14 protein-coding genes are annotated in these 19,249 nt (G+C 44.5%); 6 read left to right on the top strand and 8 right to left on the bottom strand.

Going from position 1 to position 19,249, the window contains the following annotated elements; genetic code table 11:
• Nucleotides 1-170: 170 nt before the first annotated feature.
• A complete protein-coding gene (locus OCV44_RS16515; protein WP_139683754.1) occupies nucleotides 171-560 on the top strand; it encodes a DUF1294 domain-containing protein in 390 nt (129 codons plus the stop codon).
• 54 nt (nucleotides 561-614) lie between these two features.
• Here the strand turns inward: OCV44_RS16515 and OCV44_RS16510 are convergent, their stop codons facing one another.
• Entirely contained in the window at nucleotides 615-1,199 is a 585-nt protein-coding gene (locus OCV44_RS16510) for a LysE family translocator (RefSeq protein ID WP_139683755.1), read from the bottom strand.
• A 141-nt stretch (nucleotides 1,200-1,340) separates the two neighbouring features.
• On the opposite strand from OCV44_RS16510, the gene OCV44_RS16505 reads away from it, so the two are divergent.
• The 3 genes from OCV44_RS16505 (at nucleotide 1,341) to OCV44_RS16495 (ending at nucleotide 4,324) form a co-directional block, all read left to right on the top strand.
• The gene (locus OCV44_RS16505) at nucleotides 1,341-1,781 is read left to right on the top strand and encodes an Lrp/AsnC family transcriptional regulator (RefSeq protein WP_009845852.1); all 441 of its coding nucleotides are present in this window, start codon (nucleotides 1,341-1,343) and stop codon (nucleotides 1,779-1,781) included.
• 26 nt (nucleotides 1,782-1,807) lie between these two features.
• Entirely contained in the window at nucleotides 1,808-2,737 is a 930-nt protein-coding gene (locus OCV44_RS16500) for a LysR family transcriptional regulator (RefSeq protein ID WP_012600171.1), read from the top strand.
• Nucleotides 2,738-3,073: 336 nt separating this feature from the next.
• Nucleotides 3,074-4,324, top strand: coding sequence for a tetratricopeptide repeat protein (locus OCV44_RS16495; protein WP_139683778.1), 1,251 nt, complete (start codon nucleotides 3,074-3,076; stop codon nucleotides 4,322-4,324).
• A gap of 295 nt (nucleotides 4,325-4,619) precedes the next feature.
• Here OCV44_RS16495 and sstT read toward each other — a convergent pair whose 3' ends face one another.
• The 7 genes from sstT to malT all read right to left on the bottom strand — a co-directional run bounded on the left by sstT (nucleotide 4,620) and on the right by malT (nucleotide 13,801).
• A complete protein-coding gene (gene sstT / locus OCV44_RS16490; protein WP_009845849.1) occupies nucleotides 4,620-5,837 on the bottom strand; it encodes a serine/threonine transporter SstT in 1,218 nt (405 codons plus the stop codon).
• 427 nt (nucleotides 5,838-6,264) lie between these two features.
• The gene (gene rsgA, locus OCV44_RS16485; protein ID WP_139683756.1) at nucleotides 6,265-7,329 is read right to left on the bottom strand and encodes a ribosome small subunit-dependent GTPase A; all 1,065 of its coding nucleotides are present in this window, start codon (nucleotides 7,327-7,329) and stop codon (nucleotides 6,265-6,267) included.
• Nucleotides 7,330-7,795: 466 nt separating this feature from the next.
• A complete protein-coding gene (locus tag OCV44_RS16480; protein ID WP_139683757.1) occupies nucleotides 7,796-8,254 on the bottom strand; it encodes a copper chaperone PCu(A)C in 459 nt (152 codons plus the stop codon).
• Nucleotides 8,255-8,367: 113 nt separating this feature from the next.
• Nucleotides 8,368-8,964, bottom strand: coding sequence for an SCO family protein (locus OCV44_RS16475; RefSeq protein ID WP_139683758.1), 597 nt, complete (start codon nucleotides 8,962-8,964; stop codon nucleotides 8,368-8,370).
• On the bottom strand, nucleotides 8,961-9,401 hold the full coding sequence (locus OCV44_RS16470; protein WP_139683759.1) for a hypothetical protein: 441 nt from the start codon (nucleotides 9,399-9,401) through the stop codon (nucleotides 8,961-8,963). Before OCV44_RS16470 ends, OCV44_RS16475 begins: the two co-directional genes overlap by 4 nt.
• Nucleotides 9,402-9,604: 203 nt before the next feature.
• The gene (locus tag OCV44_RS16465) at nucleotides 9,605-10,525 is read right to left on the bottom strand and encodes a DUF368 domain-containing protein (RefSeq protein ID WP_139683760.1); all 921 of its coding nucleotides are present in this window, start codon (nucleotides 10,523-10,525) and stop codon (nucleotides 9,605-9,607) included.
• 567 nt (nucleotides 10,526-11,092) lie between these two features.
• Nucleotides 11,093-13,801 (bottom strand): HTH-type transcriptional regulator MalT, encoded by a 2,709-nt coding sequence (malT, locus tag OCV44_RS16460; protein ID WP_139683779.1) that lies wholly within the window; start codon nucleotides 13,799-13,801, stop codon nucleotides 11,093-11,095.
• Between the two features lie 566 nt (nucleotides 13,802-14,367).
• Here malT and OCV44_RS16455 point away from each other — a divergent pair.
• Nucleotides 14,368-16,821 (top strand): glycogen/starch/alpha-glucan phosphorylase, encoded by a 2,454-nt coding sequence (locus tag OCV44_RS16455; RefSeq protein WP_139683761.1) that lies wholly within the window; start codon nucleotides 14,368-14,370, stop codon nucleotides 16,819-16,821.
• A 175-nt stretch (nucleotides 16,822-16,996) separates the two neighbouring features.
• Nucleotides 16,997-19,177 (top strand): 4-alpha-glucanotransferase, encoded by a 2,181-nt coding sequence (malQ, locus tag OCV44_RS16450; protein ID WP_139683762.1) that lies wholly within the window; start codon nucleotides 16,997-16,999, stop codon nucleotides 19,175-19,177.
• The last annotated feature ends 72 nt before the right edge of the window (nucleotides 19,178-19,249 follow it).

The raw sequence follows: 19,249 nt of genomic DNA, 5'->3' as shown, positions 1-19,249 counted from the left end.
AGTAGTCTCTAGGGGTGATAACTACGCCTTATTTATGTGAGCTTAGTGGCACTTCACTCGCTGGTTGTTTTTCCTATCAAAAAAAGTTTGTACTCATTCGCCTCAAATAGCCTTAGTGAGTCTTTAATGTGGAATGGTGACGCTATGTTGTTCATTATCCAAAGGAGTTGATGTTGTCTTCATCTATTCAAATCGCTATTACTTATCTGGTATTGGTAGCGGTATCTGCGTTGTTTTCAGAAAGTTCAAAAGCGCTGTTGGTGTGGTATTTAGTTATCGGAATAGTGACGTTTTTTGTGTACGCGAAGGACAAGAGAGCGGCAATCAATGGTAATTGGCGTGTACCAGAGAAAACTCTGCATATTTTTTCTGTTGCTGGTGGTTGGTTAGGGGCGTTAATTGCTCAAGATAAACTGCGTCATAAAACGCAGAAGCAACCATTTAGATTTGCATTTTTCGTGACGGTGTCACTTAATGTTGTGGCTTTTGTCTGGACGTTAACGCCGAGCGGGCAGGCGACATTTGGTCAATGGCTAAGTGAGATTATTAAGCTCTTTTAAAGAAACGGATGGTTAGCACCGGTGTACTAACCATCAATAGATAAAGTAAGTCGATTAGATCATCGGAATCGTCGATGCTAAAAGTAACCCTGCCATACCATAGTTGAAGCTTTTGATTCGAACGGGTGTTGTTAGCCAATGCTGGAGCTGTTTACCTGCCGCTGTCCAGAATGTCACAGAAGGCAAGTTGGCTAGTGTGAAGATACCTGCGATGATCGCAAGCTCCCACCATGAACTACCACTGCTATACACTGAAATTGCCGTCAGCGCCATCGACCAACCTTTCGGGTTCACCCACTGAAAACTCGCTGCGCCAATGAAGGTCATGGGTTTGTAAGCCTTAGTACTTTTCGCTTTACCGCTCAATGCTATCTTAATCGCAAGGTACACGAGGTATGCAAGACTTAGGTATTTCAATATTTGGTGCGTCACTGGGTATGCGTTGAAAACGCCCATCAAGCCGAAACCAACCAGCAGTAACATGGCTGCAAAACCTAGAGCAATGCCTAGCATGTGCGGAATGGTACGGGCAAAGCCAACATTGGCTCCTGATGTCATGAGCATGATGTTATTTGGACCAGGTGTGAAGGTCGAGACAAACGCAAACAAGGCAAGTGCGCTAAGTTGTTCTAAAGGCATTGTGATTCTCCAGCAGTAAAATGAACGAAGTGACTGACCGGTCATGACTTTCACGTGTTGAGAAACATAGTAGGTGGAAAGTGAGGCAATTATGTGCTTTTATTTCCTCAATTATCACTTAATGCACAATAATAAGTACTTATGGATAGATTTGACGAAAGGATATTGCAAGAGCTTAAATTGGACGGCAGAATCTCCAACATTGAGCTTTCAGAACGTATAGGATTGTCGGCTTCAGCGACCTTAAGGCGAGTACAGGATCTTGAGCGTAAAGGGATCATTCAAGGTTACCGTGCGGTTCTGGATAATGGACTGATGGGCGTTGGCTTTATTGCTTATGTTTCGATTGGCTTGTCGAGCCATAGCAAAGCGGCTCAGCTTGAGTTTGAACAGCACGTCAGTATGGAAAAAGAGGTGGTGGAGTGCCACAACATTACTGGTGCCAATGAGTACTTGCTAAGGGTAGAAACCAAAGATCTACCGGGCTATAAGAAGTTTCATGCCGATGTGCTTGGGGAATGTGCTCAGGTGCAATCGATTACGACTATGGTTGTGATGGACACCCCCAAAGATGAACGTTAGTCGAGTTTTATTTCAGGAGAGGCGCAGTGCCAAATACTAACCAGTTGTTGTTGTTCTTAGATGTGGTTCAACAAGGGTCGTTTACCAAAGCGGCAACTTTACACGATATGGACAACTCATCACTCTCTAAACAGATAAAAAAGCTTGAACAAGATTTAGGTGTTCAGTTGCTCAACCGTTCTACGCGTTCGTTCTCGTTGACGTCGGCAGGGGAAGATATTCTCGCGCAAACCTATGTACTGAAAGATACTATTAATCAGATTCAAGGCATTGCCGACTCGTACCAATCTGAGCCCAAAGGTGTGTTACGAATTACGTCGCCGATCTATTTTGGTCAGCAATACTTGCAACCTATTATTACTCAGTTCATGAGAAAGTATCCGGATGTTCAGATTGTGCTGTCACTAGACGACAAGATCGCCAACATCATTGCCGGGCAGTTTGATATTGCATTTCGCTTCAGTAAGCTTGTTGAATCGAATTTGATTGCTAAAAAAATTGCCGACAGTAACTTCATGCTCGTTGCATCGAACGACTTTGTGAAAGAGCACGGTGAGCCAAAGACGCCACAAGATTTGCTCTCCTTACCTGCGGTTATCTATACCAATGGTGATATGACAGTCGATCACCTGCGGATCAGTGAAGAGCCACATGGCAACATTTTCCAAAGCCTGACGATTCGTGGCAACTATAAGGTCAGTGATGTTCGCACCATGGTGTCTTGCGTAAAAGATGGCTTAGGTTATGGCTTCCTTGACCAATCAAACTTGTATGCCTCAATGAAAGAGTTGGGCTTGGTTACGTTACTTCCTGATTATGCAATATCGACGGTTGATACGGCTATTTATGCTGTGTATCCGCATCGTAAGCAGACCAAATTGGTGAAAGAGTTCATTACTACGGTTCAAGACTATATTGGCTCTCCGACCATTTGGGAGAAGATGCAGCAAGGTTAGTTGGAAAGTCTAGGCCATAAGCTGCTAGATAAGATAGATAAGATAGATAAGATAGATAAGATAGATAAGATAGATAAGATAGAATAAGTAACGCCCCAAGACTTATAGATAAAAAGCGAGCGGGATCACAGCATTAATGGAGTGCTGACGGATAGATACTCGTAGGCTTTTTATCATTATGTATTCCTGAGATACTGAACAAAATTCATTTTAGGGCGGATCGTTTTAATAACTGCGCTTTTCCCTGTCATTCAAACATACTGCTCGCTATAGGTTGATTGCTTTCCTGTGTAGGGTGCTATTAGCCGAGTTAGGATAAAATATTTTATGAGTACAATGGGAATCGCAATTGGTGCGACCGCTCTTTCGCTAATACTGATTGCTGTTTGGTTGGTCTCTTTGTCGCTAAGAAAAAAGCGCTTGGAACAAGAACGTAAAGCTCGCGCTGTCGCTTACCGAAAAGCGATTGAAAAAGCACGTATCCAAGAGCAAAAAGATCGTCAATTTAAGGCTGAAACAGGGCATGTGCCGTCGATTTTGTATTTGGCGAAAGAGGCCGAACGAGTCAATCTTAAGGAAGCTCTGTATTGGTACGATAAAGCTGCCCATTTAGACAATGTCAACGGCATGTACGGCATTGTGCGTCTGAGTATGAAGTGCAAAGAAGACCTAATTTTAAGAGAAAAGGCCAATTTTTGGCAGTTAGCGATATCAGCACTGGATAACGATCCGCTTGCAAAATTCGAGGTGGGTAAAGCACTCGTGTTTGGTCGCGGAGTTGAGAAAAACCTCCCGAAAGGCAGCGCCTATATTGAAGAGTCTGCCGCTAGTGGTAACACCGAAGCGATGCTTTTTATGGGGGACTGGTGTTTAGATAGAGATAACCCAGATTATTCTCCAGAAAGCTCTTTCATGTGGTACAGAAAAGCGGCTGAAAAGAATAACCTAGACGGAAAAATCAAATTGGGTATGAGCTATTTGAACGGTGTTGGCGTTGTCGCTAATCATCGTGAAGCGGTTTACTGGTTTGAAACGGCAGCTGAAAAAAACTGTGCAGAAGCGATGTTTAAAGCCGGTGAGGCGTGGATTGACCATGGTGAACACGGCAATGCTATCGCGTATATCTGGTTATTCTTATCGGCTCATTTTGGCTATGCGGATGCGAGGTATTTGAGAGATAAAGTTGGTGGGGATCTTGGTGTTGATGCTGTTGTGGGGTTACAGGCTCTGACTAAGCCAATAATGACCAAGTTGACGCAAGAAACAATCACCAAGCACTCTATCGTTAAAGCGCTCAACAAGCTCTACAAACGCGATATCCCAGTGCATAAGAAAGTGAAAGAAGCCTCTGACGAAGAGAGTGATGAGTTAGGCGTCGATAAGGTGGATTTGGATACTGAAGCCTCAAATGCTCCAGGTTCAAGTGCTCAAGGTTCAAATGCCAATAATCACCAACAGGCGGCTGAAAACCATGATGGTGACAAGGCAAGCGCGAATCGAGCATCACAAGATAAGCAAGCTAACTCTAATAGCGGTTCTTTGGACTTTAGCCAACCGGCAGTCGAGTCTAACTGGAAGAGCAATTAATAAACCGTGTTTATGAGTTATTACCTGTATTCTGAACATGACTGAAACGAGTAGTTCTACAATTTATAGTTCTACAATTTAAAAAATCCAACGATGTTATATGAGTGTAGATGTTATAACTGATTGTATTAAGCCGCTAAGGTGATCCGTTATTCATACGGTCGGTATTATTGACTGCGGCGGGTAAAGCACTCAAACAAAAAAAGGGAAGCATCAGCTTCCCTTTTTGTTTATGTACGATTTGCTTTTTAGAGCTTAGAGCTCAGAACTGTTTAGGTTCAGAGCAGCTAAAGGCTTATTGCTCTTTGTTTTGCTCGGCTTTACATACAGCAGCAGTGAACACGACGTCTGTTGAGCTGTTAAGCGCTGTTTCAGCTGAATCTTGAATCACACCGATAATGAAGCCAACCGCTACAACCTGCATCGCTACATCGTTCGAAATACCGAATAGGCCACACGCTAGCGGGATAAGCAGTAGTGAACCGCCAGCAACACCCGATGCGCCACATGCTGATACTGCAGCAACAAGGCTTAGTAGAATCGCAGTGAAGATATCAATCTCAATACCCATAGTGTGTACAGCAGCAAGCGTCAACACGGTGATGGTGATTGCAGCGCCTGCCATGTTGATCGTTGCGCCTAGAGGAATCGATACAGAGTAAGTATCTTCGTCTAGCTTTAGCTTCTTACAAAGGTTCATGTTCACTGGGATGTTTGCAGCGCTTGAACGAGTGAAGAATGCCGTTACACCAGATTCACGAATACATTGCAGTACAAGTGGGTATGGGTTTTGTTTTGTTTTAATAAATACAAGCAGTGGGTTAACCACAAGTGCGATGATCAGCATAGAGCTTAGTAGTACTGCTAGTAGTTGACCGTAGCTTGCCAGTGCATCGAAGCCTGTTGTTGCGAATGTTGCAGAAACAAGACCGAAGATACCGAATGGGGCAAGGCGAATAATGAAGCGAACAATGTGTGAAACACTGTGGCTTAGGTCTTCGAAAACCGCTTTGGTTGTTGCAGATGCGTGGTGCAGAGCAAGACCAAGACCGATTGCCCAAGCAAGAATACCGATGTAGTTCGCATTCATTAGTGCGCTAACTGGGTTGTCTACAAGCTTGAATAGAAGCGTATGAAGAACTTCTGCAATACCTTGAGGAGGGTTAGCACCTTCTGCACCAGCAACCAGTGTCAAAGTGGTTGGGAACATGAAGCTCAGTACTACAGCAGTCAGTGCTGCAGAGAACGTACCAATCAGATAAAGCACAATGATTGGACGCATATGAGTATGCTGACCTTTCTTTTGGTTTGCGATAGAAGCTGCAACAAGAATGAATACTAAAATTGGGGCAACAGCTTTCAGAGCACCAACAAACAGGCTACCTAATAGGCCTGCATCTTGAGCTGCTGAAGGAGAAACCATGGCGAGAACGACACCGAAAACAATACCAGCAAGGATCTGTAGAACGAGATTTCCACGAGCGATGCGGGCGAGCATGTTGTGATTTTGCATAAAATACCTGCAATTGTTAATTTATTATAGTGATGTATCTTTTTATGAAGTTGTACCAAATCCAACTATACACTAGCGGAATTGGCGGTCATATTAGCGGGATCTAAGAGGGTGTCTAGGGATAGTTTACTTTTAGGGTTATTGTTTGCGCTATGTGGTGTTTTTAGAGCTAAATGTTAAATTGATGTGTTTTTATTGAGCTATAAATCTGCTGATTCTCATTTGATAGATTCAAAACACTGCAGATGTAGAAATGTAAATGGCTATAGGAAAGAACATTGTGTGCATAAATAACCACGCCGTTACCAAATCGAAATAAAAAGCCCCACGTGATTAACACGATGGGGCTCATTGTCTTAAATTAAAGTTATCTTAAGTTAGGTTATCTTAAATACAGCTTATAGCTGTTAACCTTAAACCTTAAACCTTAGTCAGACGCTTTTTTAAGATTGCGGCCTTCTGATTGCACGGTTTTGTACATCTTGGAAAGCTGCTTACTGCTGGCGCGTTGTTCCGCTAACGAGGCGCCATTTCGGGCTTGTTCTCGCAATAACTTTCGATAGTTAGCAAATCGTCGCTCAGACAATTCTCCACTTTCAATCGCCTTGCGTATCTTGCAACCCGGTTCTGATTCATGATGACAATCAGAGAATCGGCAATGCATGGCCAACTCTTCGACATCAGAAAAGGTTTCACTCACGCCTTCAGCGCAGTCAGCAAGTTGTAGCTCTCGCATTCCTGGAGTATCGAGTAGTAAGCCGCCCGATGTTAGCAAGTGGAGCGATCGTGATGTGGTTGTGTGTCGGCCTTTGCTGTCGTCTTCACGAATACCACCTGTGGCTTGTTCAGCCTCACCAAGTAACGAGTTAACCAAGGTAGATTTACCAACCCCAGACGAACCCATCAAAGCCACAGTCTTGCCAGTTTTACACCAAGGCGACAAAACTTGAGTTGAGTCTTGGTCTAGGCTATTCACCGCTTCGATCATCAGCATAGAATCTAAGCTTTGCACTTGTTGTACTTTGCCTGCGTAGTCGTCACACAAATCTTTCTTGGTGAGTACGATAACCGCTTCAACCTGTGCTTCATTGGCGAGCGCTAGGTAGCGTTCAATACGGCTTAGATTAAAGTCGTTATTTAACGAAACCACGATAAAAACGGTGTCGATGTTAGCTGAGATATATTGCTCAGCCACACGACTGCCCGCGGCTTTACGACTGAAGAGCGATTGACGCTCTAATAAACGGCCGAATTGCAGTTCAGAGTTCAAGATTACCCAGTCGCCAACCGTCATTGCGGGTTGGTTTTGATGGATGGGTAGAACAATTTCGCCTTGCTCTGACGCTAATGTATAGCCGCTACGATGATGCGCGACGATACGAGCAATGACGGATTGGTCATAGTCTTCGAGTGTCAGTTGTTGTTGGAATACAGGTTGCCATCCAAGTTGTTGAAGTGACATTGGATTAGAAAATGCGTTTTGTGAATTCATGTCTTTTTACCCAGACGAGCGAGCTTTCTTTTCTAATGAGAGCATTAACTTCTTGTGAGATCTCAGGTTGTTGATAGGTCACAAAGCCTTGATGAAATCAAAAAGCGTCGAGCGTCAAAAATGTTTTGAGTTTGGGTCGAATTCAAATAGATAGGACCCCGGATTTAGTCATGCGCTATTGGGCATGCAGGTATTGATCACTTACGATCAATAGTAAACCGGGTAAAAGTGTGCGGTAGTCACGGGTGACGAGATGTTGGTCGATCGGTATTTAAGTTTGATTAACCAAACAAATTAACGCGTTACTTTTACTGCCAGTTTTAGTGTTTTCATTACAATCATCTTCTATTCTCCTTGGGTTATTTATGTGTTTAGGCTTTGAATAAAAAGCGAGCTCAGTTTAGCAAAAAGCCACGATGGCGAGAAGTCATCGTGGCTTAAATTATTTCATCGATTGTGAATCTGATTAATGATGATCGTGATTCATCTTTTTCATGCCGCTCATTACTTTCTTAACCGGTGCATCAAAGGTCTGTGTTTCACCGTTTGCGAAAGTCAGTGTCATTTCGATTTGTTCGCCTTCTTTCAGGCCATCTTTTAGGTCAAACAACATAATGTGCAAGCTACCAGGTTTAAGTTCAACTTGGCCGTTCGCAGGAATTGCGATGGTTTGAACTTGACGCATCTTCATTACGTCGCCATCAACGATAACATCATGGAGTTCTACCTTTCCTGCTGCTGGCGTTGTCGCAGAAACAATAGCGCGATCTTTATCGCTATGGTTCATCAGAGTCGTGAATACCGCGCTGTTCACTGCTGAAGGCGGAGTTGCACGCGCGTACGCGTCATGAACCATAATGTCGCTATTCGCTTGAGCAAGAGGAGTGAGCAATAAGCCTGCTAGAGCAAGTGCTTTTAACTTCATGTTGTTGTCCTTAATTTTTATGTTGGTCTGGGACCTGACTTTTTGTTCGAACTTTATTGGTTAAGTTCTTTATTTTTGTACACGTTGTTTCTCGTCGTTGATGACTTGGTACGCTAGCGCGTTAATGTGTTGATAGCTTCAACAATTGGCGCTGGCGTCAACGTGTGCGGTACTTTAGTAATCAAAGTACCGTCGGGCTTTAAAAAATAGAAATATGAGCTGTGGTCTAGGGTGTACTCCAACTCTGAACCTTCCAGTTTGGTCTTCCTGAAGATAACACCGTAGTTATGTGCCAAAGTCGTTGTTACATCTAATGGGCCACTTAATCCTTCCATCATTGGGTGGAAGTATTGCGCGTATTCATACGAGGCTTCAGCGGCATCACGTTCAGGATCAAGAGAAACAAACATCGGGCGAATCTTGGCTTTTGCTTCATCAGAGACTTGGTTAAGTGCTCCGGCTAACATTGCTAGAGAAGTAGGGCACACATCTGGGCAACGTGTGAAACCAAAATAAACGATACGAATTCTGTCATCGGTTTGGTCAAAGATTTCCGTTGGCTGGTTATCTTTGCCGAAAAGGGTTGTTGCGGAGAATTGTTGTTTTGCCGCGTGTTGTTTTTGAGCTTCGTTTTGCCCATCAAGATAACTTTTAACGCCAAAGCCAAGGACAAAAGCGACAACCAATGCTAACGACCAATTTCTACTCATCTTGCCATCCTTATTGCCGGATTTACAGTATCGACACCATCAGTGAGCTCACCGATCCATGTCATCTTGTCTAAAGTACATACAGGTAAAATCACATCACCTTCATAGGTATTATTGCCCATGTTTTTTAATTGAAAACGTGCCGAGCCCATTTCCATCTCTAAACCTGTAAGCGACAGCATTAATGTGTCAGAGGCTGCGCCTTCCCACACTACTTTGATTTTGGTGGGAGCCAGAGGTTGAGCCGTCTCGCGATCAAGTGTCATCGTAACTGTATTTTGCTCACACGATGTGGTGGAAAGCATGCAGTAATCATCTAAGTTAACCTCAGCAGAGGCTCGCTCCATTGCTGATTCAAATTGCTGAATTACTTGCGGCCCATAAAAGCCTGCCACGAGAGCGATCCCAAGAGCAGCAACCTTTAATGCAGAGTGCATGTCGTGTTCTCATCTAATTTTATAAGAGCGGCGATGTTATCATATCCCTCAATATGTGCTTGTATCAAAAAGTAATTTTGTGCGTATGGTAGAACTAAAAAAGCGAAGCCATTGGCTTCGCTTTTGTCTGTGTCATAGGGGCGTGAGCTTAGTTTTTCTAAGCATTATCCGTTCTAAACGCTTTCCAGAAGTTGGCTGAATGATTAGTCAGCGTTGCGCTCTGCAAATTTCTCTAACCCCAGAACCAAGGCAATGGCAACAATCATCATCGCAATAGCCATTACTAGCTGTGAAGGCTGAGAAGTGACGGCTTCAAAATCAAACGGTGACAAGTTTTCTTGAATCAGAGGAACTTGCTCACCTTTAGAGTTTGTACGCCAGCTGATCGTTTCTTTCCACGGCCAAATCTTCGGCAGTGTACCGATCATCAAACCAGTCAAGAATACTAATGTGAAGTCGCGGAATGAGCGCAGTAACCAAGAAAGTACGTGCGAGAAAGTCAGTAGGCCAATCACACAGCCACTAAGGAATAGCGCAAGCACATCGATTTGGAACTCTTTAACCGCACCAAGAACCGGACCATACATACCAATTAATAGCAGAATGAAGCTACCCGAGATACCCGGCAAAATCATCGCACAGATTGCAATCGCACCTGCAATGAGAATATTGATACTGGTAGGTTCCATTTGCAGCGGCTTAAGCACGGTAATGCTGTAAGCGAAGGCGACACCAAGCAGCAAAAATACGAATCGAATCATATCGCGCTTTTCTACTTGTTTAAGAATATGGAAAACCGACACCAAGATAAGGCCAAAGAAGAAAGACCATAGTGGAACTGGGTGGGTGACTAATAACCAAGAAATCAGTTTTGCAAATGTCGCAATGCTCGTGAATACGCCTGCGAACAGTGAAATTAGGAAAAAACCATTGATGTGGCTAAACGCGGCTTTGAAACCTTCACGCTTCCATAGTCCAAGTAAGCTAGGGTTAATTCTTCGAATGCTTTCTAGTAGCGTATCGTAGATACCAGTGATGAATGCGATGGTTCCGCCCGACACGCCAGGGACAACGTCGGCTGCGCCCATTGCCATGCCTTTGAAAAAAGTACTTAAGTAGTTCATTGCTTCATAGAGTTGAGAGTGATTTTGTGCAGTATACAAACTTTAGTGTAAAAAAAGTATGAATATGCCTTTGGCGAGGTGCTTTATTACCTCTTTAATTGTAAGGCAATACGTTGATGTGAACATCTGCCTTACATTTAAAATACAACTGCTTGGTGTCTTATTATTACCGGCTGCAGTGAAACTTGTTTTCTATCGATATTGCATCTTGGTTGCATTATGCAAATGCACTTTGCAATTCGCATCATGAATTAGAGGTTTTTATGCGATGCAGGGCTTATAAAACGGCTGAATTAAAGTTGGCACGCTAACTGCATTATATACATTGACCCTTCTTAAGCCGAGGGTCACCTAGCCAACTGACGTTGTTAGTGAACTTATGATTTGTTCACAAATATATAGAGCCAATCGCGATTATTGCGGTTGGCTATTTTTTTGTCTGTCGTTTGGCTCTCTATGATCTGCTATCTGCTATTAACCCCATGCTCCAAACGAAAAAAAAGCCAGTCACCATAGGTAACTAGCTTAAGCTTTTCTCGAATCAATCTCGAATCAATCTCGAATCGTTTAGTACCCCATCAACTGCAGTAAATTCTCCGCTGTGCTGATCGCTTCTTTACGGTTAGCAATGTTTAGCTTTTGGTAAAGGTTACGGATGTGAGTCTTGATGGTGGTACCTGCTACATCGAGTTCTTGAGCGATCTGCTCGTTACTGAACCCTGAATAGATCAAACCAAGTACTTGCCATTCACGCTGGGTGAGTGGACTCGTGCGCACAAGTTCAGGAATGTTTGGGTGATTGACTAAGTTTTCAACAAAGTCTTCATCAAAGTGAACCGAGCGGCTGCGTTGGGTGGTCGAGATATCTTTCATGATCTGTTGAGCGCGATGGCGTTCTAAGTCACCTAAGCCAGGCTTGTTGCTCAACTTATCCAAGATATGTCCGATAGTCCCGCCGTCTACTAAGAAGTTGCCGACCATACCGGTTTGGTTAGTCATATGAAGCGCTTCTTCAAGTAGCACGCGTGCGCTGTCTTCATCGTTAATTTGTGTACGTAATACGGCTTCAACGATCAAGTTTCGGTTGGTGTCTGTAATCAGATGTGAACGCTGAGCTTCACTCTTAAGGAAAGTCAGCGCTTCTTCCGCTTCTTCATACTGATCAAGAATGATGTGAGCGCGAACGATGTTTCTCCATTGCAGTTGGCAGAAGTGGTTGCTTGCCGATTCAGGTCGAACAGCCACATTTAACCAATCGCGTATCGCCTCTTTATTGCCTTTTACTTGCCAAAAAAGAATCAAAGAAAGGGAAGCGTTCGCCGTCCAGTCCACGTGGTAAGTCGATTGACGCAATAGGTGCTGAATTTGGTCGATAAACTTAGATGCTTTATCAATTTCACCGCGACTCAGTGAAATACGAGCCAGCATTGAATAGCTGTGAAGGTGCTTACTTGGCGAATGGTGACCAAGGATATCTAAGCCTTTGTAACAGCACTCTTCCGCTTCATCTAATCGGTTCCAACACCAGAATATTTGAGCTCTAACACGCAGTAAGAATTCATGCAGAGGCACGTATTTTAGCTGGTGTTCTTCGATCAATTTGAACGCACTGTCTTGCAGCTCGAATGCTGCTTGAACGTAACCCTGTGCAATTAAGATCTCGCTCTGTTGTAGAATTGCCCAAAGCGCTTGGTGGTAAACTTGGTACTGGCGTGCAAGTTTTTCTGTTTGCTGCATCATCGGCAGTGCACGGCTCAAGTTGCCCATTACGTGATTGACTTCACCAACAACAGACGTGGCGACAATTCGGCTACGATAGACGGTGGTGTTCAGCTGACTTAGCGAAAGCTCTGCCAATTCCAAGGCCTTTTCAGGTTCATTACTGTTAATCGCGACTTGCGCGCGTAGGGCGTTGTATTGACCTTGTTGTTGAGTATCGAGTTCAATATTTCGAGCTTGATATTGTGTTTCAGCCTCTTCCAATAATGTCCCTACTTGTTCGTAGCGGTGCTGACTTTGTGCTAGCCAAGCTCGTAACATGGACAGTTTAGGGTCGCTGTAAAGTTGATCCGTAGTCAGTTGCTTGATCGCCATCTCTAACGAGGAAAGTTCTCCTTGGTTAAACATCGGCCAACCGTGATCTGTCAGTATTTGAATGATCAGTTCTGGGTCTTCAGCGCGCTGTGCATGGCGTAGTGCTTGGTGTGGTGTGTCTTGTTTAATCCACGCCTTCGCGGCACTTCGGTGCAACTCTGCTTCTTGTTGAGGGATTCGAGCTTGACGCTCATGTGCCAAAAATTCACCAAAGAGGTTATGGAAACGATACCAGTTCTTTTCGCCTTCAAGCGGGTAGATGAATAAACCGAATCGATTTAATGATTCGATCATACCCAGTGCGTCTTCACGTTGTGTTAGCGCACAAACCAGTTCGTCGTTGAAGTGGTCAAGCACTGAACACTGCATCAAGAACTGTCGAGTTTCTTTGTCTAACAGGTCGAAAACCTCTTCAACCAAGTAGTCCCACAGATGGGCTTGATTAAAGTGGGAGAAGGACTCTGCAGACTGCGCCAGCGTGCGTTTTTGATGTTGGGCTTGCAGCGCAATAAGTTGAAGGGCAGAAGGCCAACCCTCTACATAGGTACAAATACTGTCTGCCGTTGTGTCATCAATACCATCGGCAACACGCTGATTAAAAAAGCGCGTCGTCTCTTCGGTATCAAAAGCCAGCGAGTCATTACCTAATTCGATCATTAAGTCTCGAACGCGAAGGTTTGCCGTACCAAGGGGTGGTGTACCACGACTGGTTACAACTAGCGTGAGATTGTCGGGCATGTGTTTGAGGAAAAAGCGCATTGCTTCTTGAATGTCATCATTGTTGACTAAATGGTAGTCGTCTAAAACAAGAAAACACTCATGATGATAGTCCGACATCTCGGCGAATACTTCGCTCAATAAAGAATGCAGCGATGAAAACTGTCGTTTCTCTGCCAGTTTTTGGGCATTGGGACAGGAATTTTGAGTCGCTTTATTGAGTGATTGGAGTAGGTAGTTGATAAAACGGAAGGCATCGTTGTCACTATCATCGATGCTGTACCAACCCACATTCGGCTTATCTAACAGCCACTGTGCAGCCATGGTGGTCTTGCCATAGCCCGCAGGAGAACGGAACAATACAAGCTTATAGCAATCTGCGTTCTGGAGCAGATCGAGAACCCTAGGTCGTAGGATTGCATTATGTAAGCGGCCGGGACGAGTCAGTTTCGAAGGGATCCACATGTCGAAGTTTTTCACCTATTCCGTGGCGTATGTTCTGGGGATTCTAAAACCGTAAAAGAGTTGCCCAATCACATCTGCCTAATTACGTAAGTCTGTGCTTATGTTACGTGAAGAAAAATGGCACCGACTATGATTCTCCTCAGAAACCTTGCGGTCTTGCATGTTTTTGGCTTTCTACGCCCTTAATTTGAGACTTTGCTCACGTTGCGTGGTGGTTTGTGAATGTGACTTTGTTCAGTCTTACACTGAGATTTATGCAAAAGATGAGATATGGGAAATAATTTCGTGATCTCAAACTCAGATTTGCTAATCAGTTTATTCCGGTTAAATAAAACTCACATCAATTAACGTTAAGTTATCGAACGGGAGCTTGTGATCCCAGTCACTCCAACTTTTTGTTCGAAGTTAGAACATGAGAGTCAGATCACTAACCTTACATCGGTACGCCCCCTACGCCCTCTCATCTACTCCTAGTTAGTCGTATTAACGGGAGGATGTTTAGTTAATGGTGACCATGCACGATATGTCACAGATGAATTAGAACTATTAAAAGCGAGATTTCTGAAATGAAACCAACTCAGCAAAAAACTTTCGATAAAGTGTCGTTCCAAGAAAGCGTTAAAAAGCATTTATCTGCAACTTACGCAACAACGATTGAAACAGCAGATAGCCGCGCATGGTACCTAGCAATGGGGCGTGCGCTAGCAGAATTGACAACATTTGATCTGCTAGAAACTGAAAATGATGAAAAAATCAAAAACGCGAAGAGCGTTAACTACCTTTCATTAGAGTTTTTGATTGGTCGTCTAACAGGTAACAACCTGATCAGCATGGGTCTGTACGAACAGATTACTCATGCAATGGAAGAGCTAGGCCAAAACCTAACTGACCTTCTAGAAGAAGAACGCGACCCATCGCTAGGTAATGGTGGTCTTGGTCGTCTTGCTGCTTGTTTTATGGATTCTTGTGCTGCACAAGAGTACCCAACAGTAGGCTACGGTCTTCACTATGAATACGGCCTATTCAAACAGTCTTTCCAAGATGGTCGTCAACAAGAAGCACCAGACGCATGGCGTGGTGTTGAAGGTTACCCATGGGAAGTCGCTCGTCCAGAACTAGCACAACACATTGGTTTTTACGGTCATGTAGAAGTTGAATTCATCGACGGTAAAGAAGTTCGTACTTGGGTTCCAGGTATGGAAGTAAAAGCAATGCCTTGGGATCTACCTATCGTAGGTTACGAGTCAAACACGGTTTACCCATTGCGTCTTTGGGAATGTCAGGCAATTGCACCATTCTCACTAGCAAGCTTTAACAACGGTGATTACTTCGAAGCGCAACACTCGCTAATCGATGCAGGTAACATCACGAAAGTTCTTTACCCGAACGACAACCATGAGAAAGGTAAGACACTGCGTCTAATGCAGCAGTACTTCCACTCAGCAGCGTCAGTTCGCGATATTCTACGCCGCCACGAAGCAGCAGGTTTCTCTCTAGAAGATCTGCCTAAGCAAGAAACGATTCAGCTGAACGATACGCACCCAACGATTGCGATTCCTGAGCTAATGCGCATCCTGATTGATGAGAAAGGTTTAACTTGGGACCAAGCTTGGGAAATCAGTGCTCATACGTTCGCATACACGAACCACACACTACTTCCTGAAGCGCTAGAGACTTGGTCTGAATCTCTGATCAACCGTCTTCTTCCACGTCACATGGAAATCATCTTTGAAATCAACCACCGCTTCATGCAAGAAGTTCGCAAGATGTGGCCTGGTGACGGTGAGAAACAAGCGAAGCTTTCTATCATCCAAGAAGGTTTCCACCGCATGGTTCGCATGGCAAACCTATGTGTGATTGGTTCTTACAAAGTAAATGGTGTAGCTGCACTTCACTCTCAACTTGTTAAGAAAGACTTGTTCCCAGAGTTCAACGAAATCTTCCCAGGTAAACTGACTAACGTAACGAACGGCATCACGCCACGTCGTTGGTTGAAGTTCTGTAACCCAGGTCTATCTAATCTAATCACAGGTAAGATTGGCTCTGAGTGGCCAGCAAAACTTGAGCAGCTAGAAGGCATCGCTAAGTTTGCAACAGACGCGAAATTCCAAAAAGAATTTATGGCTGTTAAGAAAGAAAACAAACAGCGTCTTGCGGATTGGGTTCAAGAGAACATGGGTATCGAGCTAGATACTAACGCTATCTTCGACGTTCAAATTAAGCGTCTACACGAATACAAGCGTCAGCACCTAGATTTGCTACACATTCTGTCTTTGTACCACCGTATTCTTAACGAACCTGGTTTCGAGTGTGAGCCACGCGTATGTTTCTTCGCAGCGAAAGCAGCACCGGGTTACCACCTAGCAAAAGAAATCATCTTCGCGGTTAACAAGATTGCAGAGAAGATCAACAACGATCCTCGCATCGGTAACAAGCTTAAAGTGGTATTCATCCCTGACTACCGTGTAAGCATGGCTGAAATCATCATCCCTGCAGCAGACGTTTCTCAGCAAATCTCATTAGCTGGTAAAGAAGCTTCAGGTACGGGCAACATGAAGATGGCTCTAAACGGCGCTCTAACTATCGGTACGATGGATGGTGCAAACGTTGAGATTCGTGAAGAAGTTGGTGATGAAAACATCTACATCTTCGGCCTAGAAGTTGACGGTGTTGTCGCATTGAAAGCTCAGGGTTACAACCCATACGACTACTACAATGCAGACCCACTATTGAAAGCATCTCTAGATCTACTGACTGGCGATGAGTTTACTCCAGGTCAACCAGGTCTTCTACGTGCAACGTTTGATAGCCTATTAGACGGTGGTGACCCTTACCTATGTCTTGCTGACTTCGCTTCTTACGTGAAAGCACATGAAGACATGGGCACACAATACAAAGACCAAGCTGGTTGGGCTAAGAAAGCGATTCTTAACACGGCATTGGTTGGTAAGTTCACATCAGATCGCTCAATTCGCGACTACGTGAACAACATTTGGAAACTTGAAGCCGTTAACCGCTAATAGTTGCAAAGTAGCCAAGGCAGTTTCTGCCTTGGCTCAATTAGCTTGTGAGCAAATAGACGGCTTATTTAGATAGCAATGCTTACAAACTGATTGTCACAAGCTAATTGATTAGTAACAAATTAGATAACAACCCTACAAAATTGAAAGCGTCAGAACGTTTTCGGAGAGAGCGATGAAAGAACAGACCGTATTAAAACAAGTCGCAGAAATGGCAAATATTGCCGATAGTTACGTTAGTGCGTGGGGCGATGAAGCACAAGTATCAGAAGAGACAATTACGTCTCTATTGGCTTCATTGGGCTACGACACAAGCAGCGATGATGCACTGCTTAAATCTGCAGAAAGAAAGCACAGAAAAGATGTACTAGACCCGGTTCTTGTCTTGCGTGACGGTGAACCAGTAGAAGTGACACTTAATTTGGGTGTGAGTGCTCGTGAAAGTGAGTTCAGCTGGCGTTTAGAAACCGAGCAAGGAGAGGTACTTGAAGGCTATCTTCAATCTCAAGTCGTTCGTGACGAGCGTGCCGAGGGTGGCCCTTTAGTGTTTGCATTGCCAAGTGATTTGGCATGGGGTTATCACAAGCTCATTGTGAGTCGTAAGCGCCGTAAGAAGCCTTACGAGATGACATTGATCATTACGCCTAAAGCGTGTTTCAAGCAGTCACCTATTGAGCAAGGCAAAAAGCTTTGGGGACCAAGTGTTCAACTGTACACACTAAGAACTCAGCACAACTGGGGTATTGGTGATTTCGGTGACCTAAAACAGCTTGTTTCGGATATCGCGTCTCGCGGTGGTGATTTTGTTGGTCTAAACCCAATTCATTCACTGTTCCCTGCGAACCCAGAAGGTGCGAGCCCATACAGCCCGTCTTCACGTCGTTGGTTGAACGTCTTATACATAGATGTGAGTTCAGTACCTGAGTTCGCATTAAGCGCGGAAGCGCAACAAACGGTAGGCAGCGCCGAGTTCCAGCAGCGTCTACAGAAAGCTCGTGAAGCACACTGGGTGAATTACACCGAAGTGTCTGAGCTTAAGATGAGCATCTTGCCTCTGTTATTCGCAGAATTTAAAACTCGTCATCTAGACAAGAACAGCGATCGTGCACAAGCGTTCTTAGCGTTTGTTGAAGAGGGCGGTGAAAGCCTGATGCATCAAGCCGCGTTTGATGCGCTGCACGGTGAACTGCATGCTAAAGATTCAGGTATGTGGGGTTGGCCTGTATTCCCAGAGAAATTCCGTACATTTGACAGCCCAGCAACACAGAAATACATCAAAGATAACCTAGATCAAGTACATCTATACATGTACTTACAATGGTTAGCCGATTGCCAAATCAACGATGCTCAGTCTCTTGCTGAAGAGAAGGGCATGGCGGTTGGCCTGTACCGTGATTTAGCGGTAGGCGTTGCAGATTCTGGCAGCGAGACATGGGCTGATGAAGGCAACCTAGTGATGGATGCGAGCATTGGTGCTCCACCGGATATTCTTGGTCCTCTGGGTCAGAATTGGGGTCTACCTCCACTAAACCCAGAAGTGCTTCAAGAAACAAGCTACGACGCTTACATCAAACTACTTCGTGCCAACATGAAGCATTGTGGCGCATTGCGTATTGACCATGTTTTAGGTCTGCTGCGTTTGTGGTGGATTCCAAAGGGTGAGAACGCAACGAAGGGTGCGTACATCTACTACCCAGTGCAAGACATGCTGTCTATTCTGGCGCTTGAATCTCACCGTTACCAATGCAGCGTTATCGGTGAAGACTTAGGGACGGTACCAGATGAAATCGTAGACATCCTTGCTGATGCGGGCGTGCATTCTTACAAAGTATTCTTCTTCGAAACATCAGAAGATGACGGTGGTTTTATTTCTCCGAAGCACTACGCGTCACAATCGATGGCGGCACTGTGTACTCACGATATGCCAACGCTTCGCGGCTTCTGGCACTGTGATGACTTGAAAATGGGTCAAGAGATTGGTTTATACCCAGACGCACAACAGCTAGAAACTTTGTTCGATAGCCGCTTGGAGTGCAAGCAAGGTATCTTAGACTCAGTGGCATGGCACGGCTTCCTACCTGAAGGTGTTGGGCGTGATGCAAGTCAAGTACCGATGGACTCTTATCTTGCTGAAGCTCTTCAACTGCACGTTGCGGCTGGTGGCTCAACACTTCTGAGTGTTCAGTTGGAAGATTGGCTAGAAATGGATAAGCCCGTTAACATCCCTGGTACGGTCGATGAGTACCCTAACTGGCGTCGTAAACTATCAATGAACTTGGACGAAATCTTCGCTCATGAAGGCGTGAATCGTATCGCCTCTAAGCTTACTGATGTTCGAGAAAAAGCAGCTAAGTAATGGAATCGAGTGACTTGGAAATAGGTGGTTTTTTGCTTACGCCGTACGAAACTACAACCTCGGTCACTCAAT

Origin of the sequence: Vibrio tasmaniensis (assembly GCF_024347635.1) — a bacterium.
GTDB classification, from domain to species: domain Bacteria; phylum Pseudomonadota; class Gammaproteobacteria; order Enterobacterales; family Vibrionaceae; genus Vibrio; species Vibrio tasmaniensis.
This window is presented reverse-complemented; position numbering and strand designations above follow the sequence as displayed.